Raw genomic sequence first — 16,732 nt, 5'->3', positions numbered from 1 at the left:
GGGACGTGGCGGCAGCGCAGAACATCCTGGCTAGGGCCTGGACGGGGCCTTCGGGGGTAGCAATACCATGCCCGAGAAGCCCTGGACTTTAGTCCGGGGAGTCGTCACGCTTGGGAATCCCTCTTGCCCAGGCGTTCCTTGAGAAGGCGGGCGGCTTCCTCCGCCTTGGCCTTGGCGGCTTCGGCAGCCTGGGCCGCTTTTTCCGAAAGCTCTTTCAGCTTGTCGGGGACGCCGTCCTTGTCCTGGTCCAGCTCCGCCAGGCGGGCCTTGGCCTCCTCGAGGGCCTTCTTGGCCTCCTGGAGAGCCTTTTCCACCAGGTCGGGCTTGCCGTCCTTGTCCTGGTCCAGCTTCTCCTTCAGCTCCTGAAGGCGCTTTTCCACCTCGGCGGTGGCGGAACGGGTTTTCTCGGAAATCTGTTGCAACAAATCCTTAAGGAAATCCATAGCAAATAGTTTACAACAAGGCCCGGAGGTCCCCCACCACTTTCTCCGTTTCCTCCACCTTGTCCGGGCTGAAGAGGAGGACCAGGTTGCCCTCCTTCACCACGAAGGTGGTGGCGGTGTGGTCCACCAGGTACTCCCCCGGGCCCCGGTACTGGGTCTTCTGGTAGTAAACCCCGAAGGTCCGGGCCACCTCCTGGATGGTTTCCGGGCTTCCCGTGAGGCCCAGGAAGCTGGGGTGGAAGCCCTTGGCGTACTGGTCGGAGATCTGTGGGATATCCCGCTCGGGGTCCACGCTGATGAAGATCACCTGCACCCTTTCCTGCTCCTTGGGAGAGAGCTTTTCGTAGGCTCGCTTCAAAGCCAGCATGGTGGTGGGGCAGACGTCGGGGCAACGGGTGAAACCAAAGAAGATGAGGACCACCCTGCCCTGGCTGAGCTCGGCCAAGCGCACGGGGCCCTGGGGCCCCTCGAGGGTGAAATCCACGGGCTTGGGGTTCAGAAGCCGGGTGCCGTAGAAGGCGTGGGTGCCCTTGGGCAGGAGGAGGTAGGCCACCCCCACCAGGGCGAGGACCAGGAGTACGGGCAAGAGGAGTTTCCCTTTCATCGCATCTCCACCGGCAGGATCACCTTGAGCTTGCTGCCGTCTTGGAACCTCAGGACCAAAGCCACCTTCTCCCCTGCTTTCAGGGGACGCTTGAGCCCTTCCAGCATGAGGTGGTACTTACCGGGGCGGAACTCCACCCGGCCTCCCGGGGGAATGTCCAGGTAGGGAAGGGGGCGCATGCCCAGGACCACCTGGCCTCCCCGGTGTTCCCGGTGGTCCTGATGGAAGGAAACCCGCTCGGCCACCTCCGTTTCGGCTCCCACCAGGCGCAAGGGGGTCTTGCCCCGGTTTTCCAGGGTCAGGTAGGCGGCGGTGTCCTTCACCACCGGGGGTACCAGGCGGACCCAGCCCGGGGTGGCCACAGCCTGGGCCAAGGCCACGCTACCCAGCAACAGGAAAAGCCACCTCACCCCTCCAGACTACCAGGAGGGGAAGGACATATGTACTCCCCAGGGGTGAGGAGTACGGATGTCCCGCCCTTCCCTTCTACCCTAGGGGCGATGCGGCCCGTTCTTATCCTGGGCTTTCTGGCCCTTCCGGGACTGGCGGCTCCGGTGCTTCGCCTGGAAGGGGAGGTAAGGGGTCCATTGGTGCTTTCCACCCCGAACCTGGTGGTGGAGGGGCAAGGGGCAGTCCTGCGAGGGAACAAGGGGCACACCCTGAGCCTCCTCGCCCCGGGGATCAAGGTGCGGGGGCTAAGGGTGGTGGGGGCGGGGCCCGAGGGGGATTTCTTTGAGCCGGACGCCGCTATTTACCTCTCGGGGTGCGAGGGATGCCTGCTGGAGGATGTGAGGGTGGAGGAAGCCCCCGCTGCGGTGCGCCTTAAGGACTATCCCCTGGAGGGCCTCCTCGCCCTGGCCCTGCTTCTCAACCCCCAGGAGATCCACCGGGTGGGGCTCCTGGCCAGCTTGAAGGCCCCGGTGCTCACCGGGCCCATAGGGTACCTGGTGGCGGAGCGGCTTGGGGAGGTGGGGCCTTGGCTGGGCTTCCTTTACCTGGCCTTCTCGGGGCTTGCCCTGGCCCTGCTGGGCGCCCTGGTCTTTGCCCGTCGGGACCGGTAGCATAGGGCATGCGACTCCGTCTGGCGGCCTTTTTGTTCATCCTTCCCTTTTTCCTCCAGCTTCTGGGCTTCGGGAAGACCCCCTTGGGCGGGGGGCTGTGCGGGGAGCTTTTCCTGGTGCAAAACCCCGCCCTGGCCTTCCAGACCCCGGGGTTCTGGTACGCCCTTCTCTTCATGGTCCTGTTGGCCCTCGAGCTGGGCTACGGCCTCTCCCTGCTCCTCCTGCCCCTTCTGGAGGTATCCATAGGCCCGGGCTGGCGGCGCCTGGGGCGGTACCTGGTGGGGGTGATGGGGGGGCTTTTCCTCCTCACCCGCACCACGGGTCTACCCGCCCCGGGGCCCGGGGGGTGGGTGCTGGAGCGGGCCCCGGTGGACCCCCTTTCCCTGCTCTTGGTGGGCCTTTCCCTGGCAGGGGGCTTCCTCCTGAGGGAGAATGGGGGGCATGGAGCGGCTTCTTGAGGTGATGCGCCGCCTCAGGGGGCCGGGGGGCTGCCCCTGGGACCGGGCCCAGACCCACGAAAGCCTCATCCCGTACCTTTTGGAGGAGGCCAGCGAGGCGGCGGATGCCCTGTTGAAGGGGGATTCCCAGGAGATGGCGGAGGAGCTTGGGGATGTGCTTTTGCAGGTGGCCTTTCACAGCGTCATCGCCGAGGAGGAGGGGCGGTTCTCCTACGAGGACGTGGAAAGAAGCATCGTGGAAAAGCTCATCCGCCGCCACCCCCATGTGTTCGGGGAGGGCACGGCCAAGACCCCGGAGGAGGTGAAGGCCCGCTGGGAGGAGCTGAAGGCGGAGGAGGGGAAAAAGGAGGAGCCCTGTGGGCTACCCAAGCACCTTCCCACCCTGCTTCGGGCTTATGAGCTCCAGCGAAAGGGCGTGGATCCGGGAAGCGCGGAGGGCCTGAGGGCGGCCCTGGAGAAAGGGGACCTCGAGGAGGCACTTTGGAACCTGGTGGGGCTTTTCGCCAAGAGGGGCTTGGACCCCGAGACCGCCTTAAGAAGGCGCTTCCAGAGAGCCTGCCAGGAGGGCTAGCCCTTCCCGAGGGCTTCCGCCTGGCGGCGGTGGCCGTGCCCCTTCTTGGGGAAAGCCTCCTTTTCACCCTAAGGAGCCCCCACCTCCCCACCCACGCCGGGCAGATCAGCTTCCCGGGAGGAGTGGTGGAGCCAGGGGAAACCCCCGTGGAGGCAGCCCTGCGGGAGGCCGCGGAGGAGGTGGGCCTTTTGGGGGTGGAGCCCCTGGGGTACCTTGCCCCGGTGCTTTCCCCCCAGGGTTTCCTGGTCCAGCCGGTGGTGGTCTTCCGGGAGGACCTGCCCCCCTTAAGCCCCAATCCCCTCGAGGTGGCCGAGGTCTTCCTGGCCCCGTTGAAGGAGCTTCTCCAGGTAAACCCCTGGAGCGAGGTGCGCCATGGCCGCACCGTCTGGCATTTTCCCTGGCGGGGGGTGGACATCTGGGGGGTGACGGGGAATATCCTTAAGGAGTTCCTGGAGGTGTGGCGTGAAGCGAGTGGGGATTCTTCTGGCGGACCTTTTTGACGAGCGGGAGTTCCTGTACCCCTATTACCGGGTGCAGGAGGCCGGGTATACCCCGGTGGTCATCGGTCCTGAGGCCCGGGAGTACAGGGCCAAATCCGGTTTTTCCTGGAAGGCGGAGGTAAGCGCCCGGGAGGCACCGGAGCTGGCGGGCCTCCTCATCCCCGGAGGCTTCGCCCCCGATTACCTGAGAAGAAGCCCTGAGGTGCTGGCCCTGGTGCGCCGGGTGGCGGAGGGGGGAGGGCCCCTCGGGGCCATCTGCCATGCGGGCTGGGTTCTCATCAGCGCCGGGCTGGTGCGGGGCAGGCGGGTCACGGGGTTTTCCTCCATCCGGGACGACCTGGAGAACGCCGGAGGGCTTTACCAGGAAACTGGGGTGGTGGTGGATGGAAACCTGGTGACCGCCCAGGGGCCCAAGGACCTGCCCGGGTTCGTCCTGGCCTTTTTGGAGCTTCTGGCTAAAGGGTGAACCGGGTTCCCCTTTCCCCTTGCAAGACCCCGGCCACTACGCCCCTTTCCCCCTGGGCGATGGCGGCCCAGGGGGCACCTGCCCTAAGGGCGTTTAAGGCAGCTTCCACCTTGGGGATCATGCCCCCCTGGAGGATCCCCTGGGCCTTCAGGTCGTCCACTTCCTTCGGCGTGAGGTGGGGGAAGCGGGTGGTGGGATCCTTGGGGTTCCTTAAGACCCCGGGCACATCCGTGAGGAAGAGGGCGGGCCACCCCAAGGCCCCGGCCACCGCGGAGGCGGCGGTGTCGGCGTTCACGTTCAAGGGGCCTTCCTCGTCCAGGGCGATGGGGGCGAGAAGGGGCGTGTAGCCCTTTTCCAGGAGGTCCAGGAGCAAGCCCACTTCCACCCCCACCACTTCCCCCACCCGGCCCAGGTGGGGGAGGACCTTTCCCCTTAGGCACAGGGCATCCCGACCGGAAAGGGAAAGGGTCCTTCGCCCTCTTCGGGAAAGCCCCTCCGCCAGGCGCTTCCCCGTGAGGCACAGGCTCATCTCCACCACCTCCATGTGCTCAGGAGGCGTTACCCGCAGGCCTCCCTCAAAGCGGCTTTCCAGACCCAGGCGGGTAAGCCAGGCCCCGATCTCCGGCCCGCCCCCGTGCACCAGAACCAGGGGGCCGGGGTAGCTGGCGAGCTCGTCCAGCAGGGTTTCGGCACCCCTTAGGCTTCCCCCCACCTTCACCAGCAAGGGTTCACTCAAGGTAGATCACCTCCTCGGGCAGGTCCCCTTCCTCCTCGGCCTCCAGGAGGTCCAAAAAGCCCAAGGCGGCGTGGTCGGGGTGGAGGCCGAAATGGGCCGCCAGGGCCTGGACCGCGCTTACCGGGGGCATGCGGCTGGCCTTCTCGAGCAGGGGTTTCAGCTCCGAAGGGGCCATAAGCCTTTCCCCTAGCTCCGTTCCCTGGGCCAGCTCCGCCTGGACCTTTCCCCCCTCGGCCAGAAGAAAGAGAAGCTCCTCCTCGGCCAGGACCAGGAAGGCCAGGGCCTTCCCCAGTTGGGAGAGCTCCTCCAGGAAGGCCCGTATGGCCTCGGGGTCCTCCTGGGCCTCGAGGGCCTCGTGGTACAGGCTCACCCAGGGAGGATCCGGAACCAGGTAGACCCCGGCCCCCAGGGTCTTGTCCTGGGCCCAGGCCAGCACCCTTTCCAGCGGGGCCTCCACGTGGAGGGAGAGAAAGCTCCGCACCAAGCCCTATACTAGCCCTTGTGAGCGCCCTTTACCGCCGGGTCCGCCCCCTCACCTTTGAGGAGCTGGTGGGCCAGGAGCACGTGAAGGAGCCCCTGGTGCGGGCCATCCGGGAAGGACGCCTTGCCCAGGCCTACCTCTTTTCCGGTCCGCGGGGGGTGGGGAAGACCACCACCGCCCGGCTTCTGGCCATGGCCGTGGGGTGCCAGGAGGCGGAGCGCCCTTGCGGGGTTTGCGCCCACTGCCAGGCGGTGCAAAAGGGAGCCCACCCCGATGTGGTGGAGATCGACGCCGCCAGCAACAACTCGGTGGAGGACGTGCGGGAGCTTAGGGAGAGGATCCTCCTTGCCCCCCTTTCCGCCCCCAGGAAGGTCTTCATCCTGGACGAGGCCCACATGCTCTCCAAAAGCGCCTTCAACGCCCTCCTCAAGACCCTGGAGGAGCCCCCGCCCCACGTGCTCTTCATCTTCGCCACCACCGAGCCCGAGAGGATGCCCCCCACCATCCTTTCCCGCACCCAGCACTACCGCTTCCGCCGCCTCACGGAGGAGGAGATCGCCTTTAAGCTCCAGCGCATCCTCAAGGAGATGGGGAGGGAGGCGGAGGAAGACGCCCTTCTCCTGGTGGCAAGGCTTTCGGACGGGGCGCTTAGGGATGCGGAAAGCCTTTTGGACCGCCTGCTTCTCCTGGAAGGTCCCTTGACCCGAAAGCAGGTGGAGGAGGCCTTGGGCCTTCCGCCAAGAGAAGCTCTTTCCCGCCTGGCCCAGGGCCTGGCCCGGGGGGATCTCAAGGAAGTGCTCTCGGAGGCTAGGGGGCTTTACGCCAAGGGCTTTGCCCCAAGGAGCCTGGTGGGAGGGCTCATGGAGGTGCTCCGGGAGGCCCTCTATGCCGCCCACGGCCTGCCGGGGGAGAGCCTCGAGGCTCCTCCCGAAGCCTTGCTGGGAGCCCTCACCGCCTTGGACGAGGCCATGGAGCGCCTTGCCAAGCGCTCGGACCTCCTGGCCCTGGAGGCAGCCCTGTTGCAGGCGGCCAGGGTTTTCCCGGCGGCCTCCTTGTTCCAGCCGGGCAAGGGGGAGGTTCAGCCCAAGGCCAGCCCTCCCTCCGGGAAAGCGGTGCGGGCCGAGGCGGCTTTGCCTGAAGAGCCAGCCCATTTGCGTAAGCAAGAGGCTTCCCAGGAAGACCTGCCCGAGTTCCATCCCACCAAGCCCCTGGTGCCACCAGGCGCCAGGGAAGCAGGCCTTTCCGGGGAGATGCCAAGGGACCTGGCCGGGAGGTGGCGGGCGCTCCTCGAGGCCCTGAAGCCCACCCTGAGGGCCTTCCTCAGGGAGGCCCGGCCGGACCTGGAAGAAGGGCGCTTGGTGCTTCGCTTCCCCGAGAGCAAGGCCTTCCACCACAAGCGGGCTGAGGAGCAAAGGGCCATCCTTCTCCCCCTGGTGCGGGCCCACTTCGGGGTGGAGGAGGTGGCCTTTCTCCTGGAAAAAAAAAGCCTAGACCCTAGGCCCCCGTCCCGGAACCTTCCTTTGCCCGGGGAAAAACGTGGGCGTTCGGAAGAGCCCAAGGCCTCCGAGCCCGCTTCCCCGGCCCTGCCCAAAGGGAGTGTCCAGGAGGCCAGGGGTTTTCCTGAAGGGGAGGAGGAGCCGTGGGATGCCTTGCCCGAGCCAGCCGAAAGGCCACCATCCGCAGAGGCTTCTTGGCGAGGGGAGGTGGATCCCTTTGGCCAAGAGGCTCCGGCGGAGGACCCCATCAGGCCTCCTGAGGATCCCAACCGGCGCCTGGTGGAGATCGCCCGGCTCCTGGGGGCGCGGCTTCTAGGGGTGCGCAGGCCCAGGCTTCCCGAGGCCGAGGAACCGCTGAGTGAAGACGACATAGGGGGTACTGGTATATAATGCCCCCATGACCAAGACCACCGAGCTGAGGCAAGAGACCGTAGAAAACATCCTTAAGCGGCTACGGCGTATCGAAGGCCAGGTGAGGGGTTTGCAGAAGATGGTGGCGGAGGGGCGTCCCTGCGACGAGGTGCTCACCCAGATGACCGCCACCAAAAAGGCCATGGAGGCGGCGGCCACCTTGATCCTGGAGGAGTTCCTCAACATCTGCGCCGCCGGGGTTTCCGAGGGCAAGGTGGATCCCAAAAAACCCGGGGAAATCGCCACCATGCTGAAGAAGTTCATCTAGCCCCTTGCTGGGTCGCAGGAGCCCGGGCTTAGGACGAGGGTTTGGGAAGGTGCCGAAGAGGCTCAGGCGCCTCTTTCAGGCTTTTTTCCCTCGAGGCGAGGAGCCGGACGATGCCTTCGCCCTGGCCTTTCTGCAGGAGGAGGAGCGCACCCTTTACCTTTCCATGGACCCCAGGGACCGGGCCCATGCGGTGCGGGTGGCGAAAAGGCTCCTGAAGCACTACCCTGAGGCCCCTGCCTTCGCCATCCGGGCTGCCCTTCTTCACGATGCGGGAAAGGCCCTGAGGCCCTACCGTCCCCTGGAGCGCATCCTCACCGGGCTTTACGCCCTCCCCGTACCCCCTTATCCCCTGCGCAAGGGGATCTTGGGGGCCTTCCAGGTGCGCCGCCACCACCCCCTGTACGCTGCGGAGCGCATTCAGGACCCCGAGGTGCGGGCTTTGGTCCTGGAGCACCACCGCCCGCAAAGCCTCTGGGGCCAAAGGCTCCACCAGGCGGACCAGGAGGAATAGCCCCTTTTGGGCAAATGCCCCTAGCCAAGCTGGACCCTTAAGGAGTAGAGTATCAAAGAAGGAGGGCTTATGGATGACTTCACCTGGCGCGTGGGCGGCCCCCAAGGGGGCGGGATAGAGACGGCGGCTACCCTCTTCGCCCGGGCCGTGGGCAAGGGCGGCTGGTGGGTGGCCACCAAGCGGGAGTACCACTCCAACATCATGGGGCGGCACTCCTACCTGGACGTGCGGCTTTCGCGAAAACCTGTGGCCTCGTTCCGGGACCGGGTGGACTTCCTGGTGGCCCTGGACGGGGAGACCCTGGCCCGCCACCTGGGGGAGGTGCGGGAAGGGGGGGTGCTCCTCTACGACCCCAAGGTCTTGGACCTCACGGTCCACAAGCTCCCCATGCTGGACCACCGGGTGGCCGAGGACCTCAGGGAGCGCCTGGGCCGGGAGGACCCGAGCCTTAGGGAGATCCTTCAGGCGTACGTGGAGGCCGGGGTCCAGCCCCTGCCCTACCCCTTTGAGGAGGTGGCGGACCGGATCGGGGCGGAACTGGGTGTTCCCTCCCTCCAGGCCCGGCGCACCCTGAACACCATCGCCGTGGCGGCAAGCCTTCACTTTCTGGGCTTTCCCTTAGAGCCCTTGCTGGAGGCCTTGGCCCTTCAGTTTAGGGGCAAGGTGCTGGAGCTGAACCAAAGTGTGGCCCAGGCGGTCTACCGGGAGGAGGTCCCCAAGCTTTCCTTCCAGCTCCACCTAAACGGGTACGAGCCAGGCCGGGTCTACCTCACCGGGGCCCAGGCGGCGGCCTTGGGCAAGCTGGCTGGCGGGCTTCGCTTCCAGACCTACTACCCCATAAGCCCGGCCACGGACGAGTCCACCTACCTCGAGGCCCACACGGCTTTTACCGGAGCCGACGTGGCCGTGGTCCAAACGGAAGACGAGATCGCCGCCGTGACCATGGCCATCGGGGCGGCCCTCACCGGGGCCAAGGCAGCCACCGCCACCAGCGGCCCCGGCTTCAGCCTCATGGCCGAGGGCATGGGCTTTGCCGGCATGATCGAGGCCCCCTTGGTGGTGACCCTCTACCAGCGGGGTGGCCCGAGCACCGGCCTTCCCACCCGCACCGAGCAGGGCGACTTGATGTTCGCCATCCGGGGCGGGCACGGGGAGTATCCCAGGATCGTCCTGGCCTCGGGGGACCTCCTGGACGCCTTCTTGGATGCCCAGAAGGCTTTGGCCTGGGCCTGGCGCTACCAGACGGTGGTGGTGCACCTCCTGGACAAGTTCCTGGCGAGCACCGGACAGATCCTCCCCCAGGAGACCCTGAAGCCCCTGGCCTTGGACGGGGAGCGGCGCCTTGCCCCAAAGGAGGGGAAGCCCACCCCCTATGCCCGCTACGCCCCCACGGAGGACGGCATCTCTCCCTTCGCCCCCCTGGGCACGCCCGGGGTCTTCTACTGGATGACCTCGGACGAGCACGACCCCCTGGGGCACATCACCGAGGACCCCGTCCTCCGGGAGGCCCAGATGGAAAAGCGCATGCAGAAGCTCCTCACCGCCCGGAAGGAGATCCCCCTCGCCGACCAGTACACCCTCTTCCGGGATGGGGAGGTCCTGGTCCTGGGCTTCGGCTCGGTGAAGGGCACCCTCCTCGAGGCCCTGGACCACCTCGAGGGGGTGGGGTACCTGCACCTAAGGCTCCTCTGGCCCTTCCCGGAGATCGCCCACCTCCTGGAGGGGAAAAGGCTCGTCACCGTGGAGCACAACTACTCGGGGCAGCTCGCCGATTTGGTCCAGCAGGAGACCCTGAAGAAGGTTCACCATCGGGTGGTGAAGTACAACGGCCGGCCCATCACCCTGGAGGAGGCCGTGGAGGCCCTGAAGGCGGTAAAGCGGGGCCAGGCCCCGGGGAGGATCGTGCTCAGGAAAGGGGTGTAGCGTGGTAGAGCTCAAGCTTACCGACTACAAGGCGGACAAGCATCCGGACTGGTGCCCGGGCTGTGGGGACTTCGGCATCCTCTCGGCCCTGCAGATGGCCCTCTTTGAGCTCAGGCTGGACCCAAGCCAGACGGTGGTCTTCTCGGGGATCGGCTGCTCGGGCAAGACCCCCCATTACCTCAATGTCTACGGGGTCCACACCCTCCACGGCCGCGTCCTCCCCATCGCCCAAGGGGCCAAGCTGGCCAACCCCCACCTCGCCGTGGTGGCGGTGGGGGGGGATGGGGATGGCCTTGGGATCGGGACCGGGCACTTCGTGGCCGCAGGCCGCCGCAACGTGGACATGCTCTACATCCTCTACGACAACGAGGTCTACGGCCTCACCAAGGGACAGGCGGGGCCCACCTTGGGCCTAGGGGAGAAGACCAAAAGCCTTCCCAAGCCCAACCCCCAGGGGCGCGTCAACCCCCTGCTTCTGGCCTTCGCCTCGGGCTACACCTGGATCGCCCGGGGCTACGCCTACGACGTGAAGAGCCTGAAGGAGCTCATCAAGGAGGGCCTTAGCCACAAGGGCCTGGCTTTTCTGCATGTCCTCCAGCCCTGCCCCACCTACAACGACCTCCACACCAAGGAGTGGTTTGCCCCTAGGATCTATAGGCTCCAGGACGAGGGGTACGATCCCCATGTTCCCGAGGGGCTTCCTCCTGAGGAGCTGGACAAAAAGATGGCTCAGTTCCAGGAGAAGGCGGCGGAATGGGGGGAGCGGATCCCCACAGGGATTTTCTGGAAGGCGGAGGTGCCCACCTTTGAGGAGCGCCTTAAGGCCTACCTCCCCCGTTACCCCGAGGTCTACCCCGCCTTAGGGCAACAGGAACCCCTGGACCTCGAGGGCCTCCTGAAGGAGTTCGCCCTTTAAGGCCGGATGAGCCGCGCCGGGGTGGCGATGAGGTCCACCCGGCGCTCCGGCTCCACGGGAAGCTTGGGGTAGACCATGAGGGCGTGGGCCAGGGTGGCGAAGGGGGCCTCCACGGCAAGCCAGGCCTGGGGAAAGCCATAGCCCTTCCCCACCCAGCCCCCCTCTTCATCCACGGCCACGGCCCCGATGAGGACCAGGTCTATGGGCTGCTCCTTTAGGTCCACCTTCACCCCGTAGCGGTAGGCCTCCCGCACCCGCTTGAGCTTTCTTGGGTCCAGGTCCTTAAGGAGCACGAACTCCCCCGGCCGGTCGGGGTGGGGGAGGATCAGGGCCTTTCCTGCCTTCAGGGCCTCTTCCCGCAAGGGTTTCAGCACCGCATCCATGCCCGCCAGGATGAGCCTGGCCCTTTGAAACTCCGGGGTGCGGAGGAGGAGCCCCGCTGCCTTTTTGGCTCCCAGGAAGTTGGGGTGGTGGCCGTGGGGAGGCGTGGGGTGAAGGGCCAGGTCGTAGCGGGCTAAGGTGTTCCAGACTTCTTCCCTAAGTTGGCCCAGGGTCATGAGGAAGCTTGCGTCAAGAACCGCCCAGTTCAAGGGTGCGTTCCTCCCGCATCGCCCGTATGACTTCCTCTGGGGAAGAGATGGGTCCTTGTAGGTGGCTTCGGATCTCCTGGCCCGGCCTCCAAAGCGCATCGAGGATCTCTTGTTGCTTAGGCGCTTTCCGGAGCCGCTCGTATTCTTCCACGGACAGGATGACCGCTACGGCTCTTCCTCCCCGTTCCACCACCAGGGTTTCTCCCTGGGCCACGCGTTGGAGGACCTCCCCAAAGTGAACCCGGGCCTCGGTGGCGGAGATGGGGGTGCCGGTGTTCTCAATCATTACATTAATCAGTATACCCAACTAAGGGAGGCAAGGCCCTTGCTAGACTGGACCCTATGGGCCGCCTTAAGTTCGCCCACCTGCACCAGCACACCCAGTTCTCCCTCCTGGACGGGGCGGCAAAGCTTTCTGACCTTCTTGAGTGGGTGAAGACGGTTTCCCCCGAGGACCCTGCCCTGGCCATGACCGACCACGGCAACCTCTTCGGGGCGGTGGAGTTCTACAAGAAGGCCACCGCCATGGGAATCAAGCCCATCATCGGCTACGAGGCCTACGTGGCCGCGGAAAGCCGCTTTGACCGCAAAAGGGGGAAGGGCTTAGACGGGGGGTACTTCCACCTCACCCTTCTTGCCAAGGACTTCAAGGGCTACCAGAACCTGGTGCGCCTGGCGAGCCGGGCATACCTGGAGGGTTTTTACGAAAAACCCCGTATTGACCGGGAGATTCTACGGGAGCATGCCGAGGGTCTTATCGCCCTTTCGGGCTGCCTGGGGGCGGAGATTCCCCAGTTCATCCTGCAGGATCGTCTGGACCTGGCGGAGGCCCGGCTTAACGAATACCTCTCCATTTTCGGCGACCGCTTCTTTATAGAGATCCAAAACCATGGGCTTCCCGAGCAAAGAAAGGTGAACCAGGTTCTGAGGGAGTTCGCCCGGAAGTACGGCCTGGGGATGGTGGCCACCAACGACGGCCACTACGTGCGCAAGGAGGACGCCCGGGCCCACGAGGTGCTTCTCGCCATCCAGTCCAAGAGCACCCTGGATGACCCCGAGCGCTGGCGTTTCCCCTGCGACGAGTTTTACGTGAAGACCCCAGAGGAGATGCGGGCCATGCTCCCGGAGGAGGAGTGGGGCGACGAACCCTTTGACAACACGGTGGAGATCGCCCGCATGTGCGAGGTGGACCTGCCCATCGGGGGCAAGATGGTCTACCGCATCCCCCGCTTTCCCCTTCCCGAGGGCAGGACCGAGGCCCAGTACCTGAGGGAGCTCACCTTTAAGGGGCTTCTTTCCCGCTATCCGGACCGCATCACCGAGGGGTTTTACCGGGAGGTTTTCCGCTTTCTGGGGCAGATGCCGCCCCACGGGGACGGGGAAGCCCTGGCGGAAGCCTTGGCCCAGGTGGAAGGGAAGGCCTGGGAAGCCCTTCTGCCCAAGCTACCCCCGTTGGAGGGGGTGAGGGAGTGGACGGCGGAGGCCATCTTGCACCGGGCCCTCTACGAGCTTTCCGTGATCGAGCGGATGGGTTTTCCCGGATACTTCCTCATCGTCCAGGACTACATCAACTGGGCCAGGCGGAATGGGGTATCCGTGGGGCCGGGCCGGGGAAGCGCCGCCGGGAGCCTGGTGGCCTATGCCGTGGGCATTACCAACATCGACCCCCTGCGCTTCGGCCTCCTCTTTGAGCGCTTTTTGAACCCCGAGCGGGTTTCCATGCCCGACATCGACACGGACTTTTCCGACCGGGAGCGGGACCGGGTGATCCAGTACGTGCGCGGGCGCTACGGGGAGGACAAGGTGGCCCAGATCGGCACCTTCGGTAGCCTGGCCTCCAAGGCAGCCCTCAAGGATGTGGCCCGGGTCTACGGCATCCCCCACAAGAAGGCGGAGGAGCTGGCCAAGCTGATTCCCGTGCAGTTCGGCAAGCCCAAGCCCCTGGCCGAGGCCATAGAGCTGGTGCCGGAGCTAAGGGCGGAGATGGAAAAGGACCCGCGGGTGCGGGAGGTGATCGAGGTGGCCATGCGCCTCGAGGGCCTGAACCGCCATGCTTCCGTGCACGCCGCCGGGGTGGTCATCGCCGCCGAGCCCCTCACGGACCTGGTGCCCCTCATGCGGGACCAGGAGGGGCGGCCCGTGACCCAGTACGACATGGGAGCGGTGGAGGCCCTGGGGCTTTTGAAGATGGACTTCCTGGGCCTGCGCACCCTCACCTTCCTGGACGAGGCCAAGAAGATCGTGAAGGAGTCCAAGGGGGTGGAGCTGGACTACGACCGCTTGCCTTTGGACGACCCCAAGACCTTCGCCCTCTTGGCGCGGGGAGAGACCAAGGGGGTTTTCCAGCTGGAATCGGGAGGAATGACCGCCACGGTGCGGGGGCTAAAGCCCAGGCGCCTCGAGGACATCATCGCCCTGGTTTCCCTCTACCGCCCGGGGCCCATGGAGCACATCCCCACCTACATCCGCCGCCACCACGGCCAGGAGCCCGTGAGCTACGTGGAATTCCCCCATGCGGAGAAGTACCTGAGGCCCATCCTGGAGGAAACCTACGGCATCCCCGTTTACCAGGAGCAGATCATGCAGATCGCCTCCCAGGTGGCGGGCTACTCCCTGGGGGAGGCCGACCTCTTGAGGCGGGCCATGGGCAAGAAGAAGGTGGAGGAGATGCAAAAGCACCGAGAGCGCTTCGTGCGGGGGGCCAGGGAACGGGGCGTGCCCGAGGAGGAGGCCAACCGGCTTTTTGACATGCTGGAGGCCTTCGCCAACTACGGCTTCAACAAGTGCCTGCCGGGAAGGGCCCGGGTGCTGGACTACCGTACGGGAAAGCTTGTGCCCATAGAGGCCATCGTCCGGGGGGAAGCCAAAGGGGTCTGGGTGGTTTCCCTGGACGAGAGCACCCTGCGTCTGGTGCCGAGGCCGGTGGTGGCCGCCTTCCAAAGCGGCCGGGCCATGGTCTACCGTTTGCGCACCGCCACGGGACGGGTCCTCGAGGCCACGGCCAACCACCCCCTCTACACCCCAGAGGGTTGGCGGGAGTTGGGCACCCTTCGCCCAGGGGACTTCGTGGCCCTGCCCAGGCACCTTCCCTACCAGCCTTCAGAGGACCTGAAGCCCCATGAGCTGGACCTTCTGGGCTTCGCCCTTAGCGAGGGAAACCTCCGACATCCCTCCGGCTTTTACCTCTACACCTCCTCGGAGGAAGAGCTGGCCGCTATGGAGGAGGCCCTGGCGGGCTTTGCCAACACCCGCACCCGGGTGGTCTGGCGCCGGGGGGTAGCCCATATCTACGTGGGCCGGCGGGACCGCAAGCTTCCCTCGGAGGCGGAAACCTTCTTGAGGGAGATGGGGCTTTTGGGGCTTGCCGCCAAGGACAAGCATCTTCCCGAAAGGGTCTTTGGCCTTTCCCAGGAAGGGGTGGCCCGGCTTCTTGGGCGCCTGTGGGTGGGGGATGGGGGAGTGGACGCCAAGGGTAGGCTCATCCATTACGCCACGGCCTCCGAGGCCCTTGCCCGCGGGGTCCAGCACCTCCTCCTCCGCCTGGGCTTGCAAAGCCGTCTGGTGGAGAAGCGCTTTCCCTATGGAGGGGGCCGGAAAGGATATGTGGTCTACCTCCTGGGGGGCCTCGAGGCGGCCCGGCGCTTTGGGGAGCGGGTGGGGCCTTACCTTCTCGGCAAGAGGAAGCGGGACCTGGAGGCCCTTCTTTCCTCCTGGAAGGAGGTGGGCCGGAGCACCAAGGACATCCTGCCTCTGGGCTTTCTCCCCCTGGTAAGGGATGCTTTGGCCCAGGCTTCCGGGGGTAGGGTGGGGGATTTTCTGGAGGCCCATGGCTTAGCCCAGGGTCTTTTGCGGCCCAGCAAGGGCCGCCTGGGGCTTTCCCGCGCCACCCTGGCGCGCCTTTCGGCCCTCACGGGAAGCCTGGCCCTGTTGCGCCTGGCCACGGCGGAGATCTACTGGGACCGGGTGGAGGCCATAGAGCCTCTGGGAGAGGAAGAGGTCTACGACCTCACCGTGGAGGGAACCCATACCTTCCTGGCCGAGGATGTGATCGTCCACAACTCCCACGCCGCCGCCTACAGCCTTCTTTCCTACCAGACCGCCTACGTGAAGGCCCACTACCCGGTGGAGTTCATGGCCGCCCTCCTCACCGTGGAGCGGCACGATTCCGACAAGGTGGCGGAGTACATCCGCGACGCCCGGGCCATGGGCATAGAGGTCCTTCCCCCCGACATCAACCGCTCAGGCTTTGACTTCAAGGTGGTGGGGGAGGAGATCCTTTTTGGCCTCTCCGCGGTGAAGAACGTGGGGGAAGGGGCAGCCCAGGCCATCCTGGCGGAAAGGGAGCGCCGTGGTCCCTTTAAGAGCCTCGGGGACTTCCTCAAGCGCCTGGACGAGAGGGTGGTGAACAAGCGCACCCTGGAGTCCCTTATCAAGGCGGGGGCCTTTGACGCCTTTGGGGACAGGGCCCGGTTGCTGGCTTCCTTGGACCCCCTCCTCCGGTGGGCGGCGGAAAGCCGGGAGCGGGAGCGATCCGGCATGATGGGCCTGTTCGCCGAGGTGGAAGAACCTCCCCTGGCGGAAGCCTTGCCCCTGGACGAGATCACCCGGCTCCGCTACGAGAAGGAGGCCTTGGGCATCTATGTTTCCGGCCACCCGGTGCTGCGCTACCCGGGCCTGAGGGAGGTGGCGAGCTGCACCCTGGAGGAGCTTTCCGACTTCATCCGGGGCCTTCCCCCAAGGCCCAGGGTGCTCCTCGCGGGCATGGTGGAGGAGGTGGCGCGCAAGCCCACCAAAAGCGGGGGCATGATGGCCCGTTTTACCCTCTCCGATGAGACAGGGGCCCTCGAGGTGGTGGTTTTCGGCCGGGCTTACGAGGGGGTTTCTCCCAAGCTCAAGGAGGACACCCCTCTCCTGGTCCTGGCGGAGGTGGAGCGGGAGGAAGGGGGGCTTAGGGTCATGGCCCAGGCCGCCTGGACCCACGAGGAGGTGGCCGAGGCCCCCAAGGCCCTGGAGGTGGAGGTAGACCATGCCCTTTTGGACGAAGGGGGTGTTGCCCTTCTGAAGAGCCTCTTGGACGAATACCCTGGAACCCTCCCCCTTTACCTCAGGGTGCAGGGGCCTTTCGGTGAGGCCATCTTCTCCTTGCGGGAAACCCGGGTGGGGGAAGGTGTTTTCGAGGCCCTCGAGGCCGAGGGCTTCCGTGCCTACTTGATCCCGGATCGGGAGGCCTTCCTCCAGGGGAACGGTGGAGGAGGGCCCAAGGAGGAAGTGGTGCCCTTTTAGAGAAAAGAGGCTGG

18 protein-coding genes are annotated in these 16,732 nt (G+C 65.8%); 11 read left to right on the top strand and 7 right to left on the bottom strand.

From position 1 onward, the window contains the following. Window positions 1-104: 104 nt before the first annotated feature. From F604_RS0104670 to F604_RS0104660, 3 genes are read right to left on the bottom strand one after another with little or no spacing between them, the layout of a single operon-like run. Window positions 105-443, bottom strand: a complete 339-nt coding sequence (locus F604_RS0104670) for a hypothetical protein (protein WP_015715996.1) — start codon at window positions 441-443, stop codon at window positions 105-107. A gap of 10 nt (window positions 444-453) precedes the next feature. Further along, a complete protein-coding gene (locus F604_RS0104665) occupies window positions 454-1,047 on the bottom strand; it encodes an SCO family protein (protein ID WP_019550621.1) in 594 nt (197 codons plus the stop codon). Further along, window positions 1,044-1,457, bottom strand: a complete 414-nt coding sequence (locus F604_RS0104660; RefSeq protein WP_019550620.1) for a copper chaperone PCu(A)C — start codon at window positions 1,455-1,457, stop codon at window positions 1,044-1,046. Before F604_RS0104660 ends, F604_RS0104665 begins: the two co-directional genes overlap by 4 nt. Before the next feature lie 90 nt (window positions 1,458-1,547). Between F604_RS0104660 and F604_RS13210 the strand changes: the two genes are divergently transcribed. Genes F604_RS13210 through F604_RS0104635 form a run of 5 tightly spaced genes read left to right on the top strand, consistent with a single transcriptional unit; the run spans window position 1,548 to window position 4,103 of the window. After that, window positions 1,548-2,108, top strand: coding sequence for a right-handed parallel beta-helix repeat-containing protein (locus F604_RS13210; protein ID WP_019550619.1), 561 nt, complete (start codon window positions 1,548-1,550; stop codon window positions 2,106-2,108). An 8-nt stretch (window positions 2,109-2,116) separates the two neighbouring features. After that, window positions 2,117-2,566 (top strand): hypothetical protein, encoded by a 450-nt coding sequence (locus F604_RS0104650; protein WP_019550618.1) that lies wholly within the window; start codon window positions 2,117-2,119, stop codon window positions 2,564-2,566. Further along, window positions 2,541-3,137, top strand: coding sequence for a MazG family protein (locus F604_RS0104645; protein ID WP_019550617.1), 597 nt, complete (start codon window positions 2,541-2,543; stop codon window positions 3,135-3,137). Before F604_RS0104650 ends, F604_RS0104645 begins: the two co-directional genes overlap by 26 nt. A gap of 29 nt (window positions 3,138-3,166) precedes the next feature. Then, entirely contained in the window at window positions 3,167-3,637 is a 471-nt protein-coding gene (locus tag F604_RS0104640; RefSeq protein ID WP_019550616.1) for an NUDIX hydrolase, read from the top strand. Continuing rightward, a complete protein-coding gene (locus F604_RS0104635) occupies window positions 3,600-4,103 on the top strand; it encodes a type 1 glutamine amidotransferase domain-containing protein (protein WP_019550615.1) in 504 nt (167 codons plus the stop codon). The genes F604_RS0104640 and F604_RS0104635 overlap by 38 nt, the downstream gene beginning before the upstream one ends. Here F604_RS0104635 and argB read toward each other — a convergent pair. Together argB and F604_RS0104625 are read right to left on the bottom strand one after the other, a co-directional pair. Beyond that, entirely contained in the window at window positions 4,093-4,839 is a 747-nt protein-coding gene (gene argB / locus F604_RS0104630; protein ID WP_019550614.1) for an acetylglutamate kinase, read from the bottom strand. The two genes, F604_RS0104635 and argB, sit on opposite strands and share 11 nt — an antisense overlap. Beyond that, the gene (locus tag F604_RS0104625; protein ID WP_019550613.1) at window positions 4,832-5,323 is read right to left on the bottom strand and encodes a hypothetical protein; all 492 of its coding nucleotides are present in this window, start codon (window positions 5,321-5,323) and stop codon (window positions 4,832-4,834) included. The genes argB and F604_RS0104625 overlap by 8 nt, the downstream gene beginning before the upstream one ends. 17 nt (window positions 5,324-5,340) lie before the next feature. On the opposite strand from F604_RS0104625, the gene dnaX reads away from it, so the two are divergent. The 5 genes from dnaX to F604_RS0104600 all read left to right on the top strand — a co-directional run bounded on the left by dnaX (window position 5,341) and on the right by F604_RS0104600 (window position 10,845). Next, on the top strand, window positions 5,341-7,206 hold the full coding sequence (gene dnaX / locus F604_RS0104620; protein ID WP_019550612.1) for a DNA polymerase III subunit gamma/tau: 1,866 nt from the start codon (window positions 5,341-5,343) through the stop codon (window positions 7,204-7,206). A 7-nt stretch (window positions 7,207-7,213) separates the two neighbouring features. Further along, window positions 7,214-7,495: a metal-sensitive transcriptional regulator gene (locus F604_RS0104615; protein ID WP_019550611.1), complete on the top strand. Its 282-nt coding sequence runs from the start codon at window positions 7,214-7,216 to the stop codon at window positions 7,493-7,495. 49 nt (window positions 7,496-7,544) lie between these two features. Then, window positions 7,545-8,006 carry an HD domain-containing protein gene (locus F604_RS0104610; RefSeq protein ID WP_019550610.1) on the top strand — a complete coding sequence of 154 codons (462 nt, stop codon included), beginning with the start codon at window positions 7,545-7,547 and terminating at the stop codon, window positions 8,004-8,006. Between the two features lie 69 nt (window positions 8,007-8,075). Further along, window positions 8,076-9,929, top strand: coding sequence for a 2-oxoacid:acceptor oxidoreductase subunit alpha (locus F604_RS0104605; RefSeq protein WP_019550609.1), 1,854 nt, complete (start codon window positions 8,076-8,078; stop codon window positions 9,927-9,929). Window position 9,930: 1 nt separating this feature from the next. Continuing rightward, window positions 9,931-10,845: a 2-oxoacid:ferredoxin oxidoreductase subunit beta gene (locus F604_RS0104600; protein ID WP_019550608.1), complete on the top strand. Its 915-nt coding sequence runs from the start codon at window positions 9,931-9,933 to the stop codon at window positions 10,843-10,845. Here F604_RS0104600 and F604_RS0104595 read toward each other — a convergent pair. After that, entirely contained in the window at window positions 10,842-11,402 is a 561-nt protein-coding gene (locus tag F604_RS0104595; protein WP_026328974.1) for a 5-formyltetrahydrofolate cyclo-ligase, read from the bottom strand. The two genes, F604_RS0104600 and F604_RS0104595, sit on opposite strands and share 4 nt — an antisense overlap. A 13-nt stretch (window positions 11,403-11,415) precedes the next feature. Further along, on the bottom strand, window positions 11,416-11,721 hold the full coding sequence (locus F604_RS0104590) for a type II toxin-antitoxin system Phd/YefM family antitoxin (RefSeq protein WP_019550606.1): 306 nt from the start codon (window positions 11,719-11,721) through the stop codon (window positions 11,416-11,418). 56 nt (window positions 11,722-11,777) lie between these two features. Here F604_RS0104590 and dnaE point away from each other — a divergent pair, with 56 nt between their 5' ends. After that, complete coding sequence (dnaE, locus tag F604_RS0104585) at window positions 11,778-16,718, top strand: DNA polymerase III subunit alpha (protein ID WP_019550605.1); 4,941 nt, start codon at window positions 11,778-11,780, stop codon at window positions 16,716-16,718. Window positions 16,719-16,732 lie beyond the last annotated feature (14 nt).

This window comes from Thermus scotoductus DSM 8553 (assembly GCF_000381045.1).
GTDB classification, from domain to species: Bacteria; Deinococcota; Deinococci; order Deinococcales; family Thermaceae; genus Thermus; species Thermus scotoductus.
The sequence above is the reverse complement of the archived record's forward strand: the minus strand, read 5'-3'. Positions and strand labels throughout refer to the sequence as shown.